This window comes from Planotetraspora sp. A-T 1434, assembly GCF_025420585.1.
Classification (GTDB): domain Bacteria; phylum Actinomycetota; class Actinomycetes; order Streptosporangiales; family Streptosporangiaceae; genus JAOEGB01.
In genome coordinates, this window is sequence record NZ_JAOEGB010000114.1 from 1 (window position 1) to 395 (window position 395).

General features: G+C 73.7%; 1 protein-coding gene. It reads right to left on the reverse strand.

Going from position 1 to position 395, the window contains the following annotated elements:
- On the reverse strand, positions 1 to 188 hold a 188-nt coding region (locus N5079_RS35195), incomplete at its 3' end, for a hypothetical protein (protein ID WP_261588551.1).
- Positions 189 to 395: the final 207 nt, after the last annotated feature.

The window sequence follows — 395 nt, forward strand, 5'->3', positions numbered from 1 at the left end:
GCCACACCAGCGGCACCGATTCCGGCACCGATTCCGGCACGGACGCCGACACCGATCGCCAGACCGCCACCGCAGTCGACGTCTATGCCGAGGCCGAGGAGGTCTGTGCGGAGGGCGCCGAGGCCGCCGCGAGCCTCCGAACCGAGGAGCAGGCGCAGGGCGTCGAGGCCGTGAGCGAGGAGGATCAAGCTTTCGGCGGGCGTCCAGCACCGGTCGGGAATGCGTGTCCTGAGAGCGTGGATCAGCGGCGGCGGTTCGCGAGGGCCGGGCTGCGGCGGTGGGTCCAGATCCGCGACCGCGTCTGCACCCACCCCGGCTGCCGCGCGCCCGCCACCCGGTCCGAACTCGACCACACCCACCAGCACGGCCACGGCGGGCCCACCACCGACCGCAAC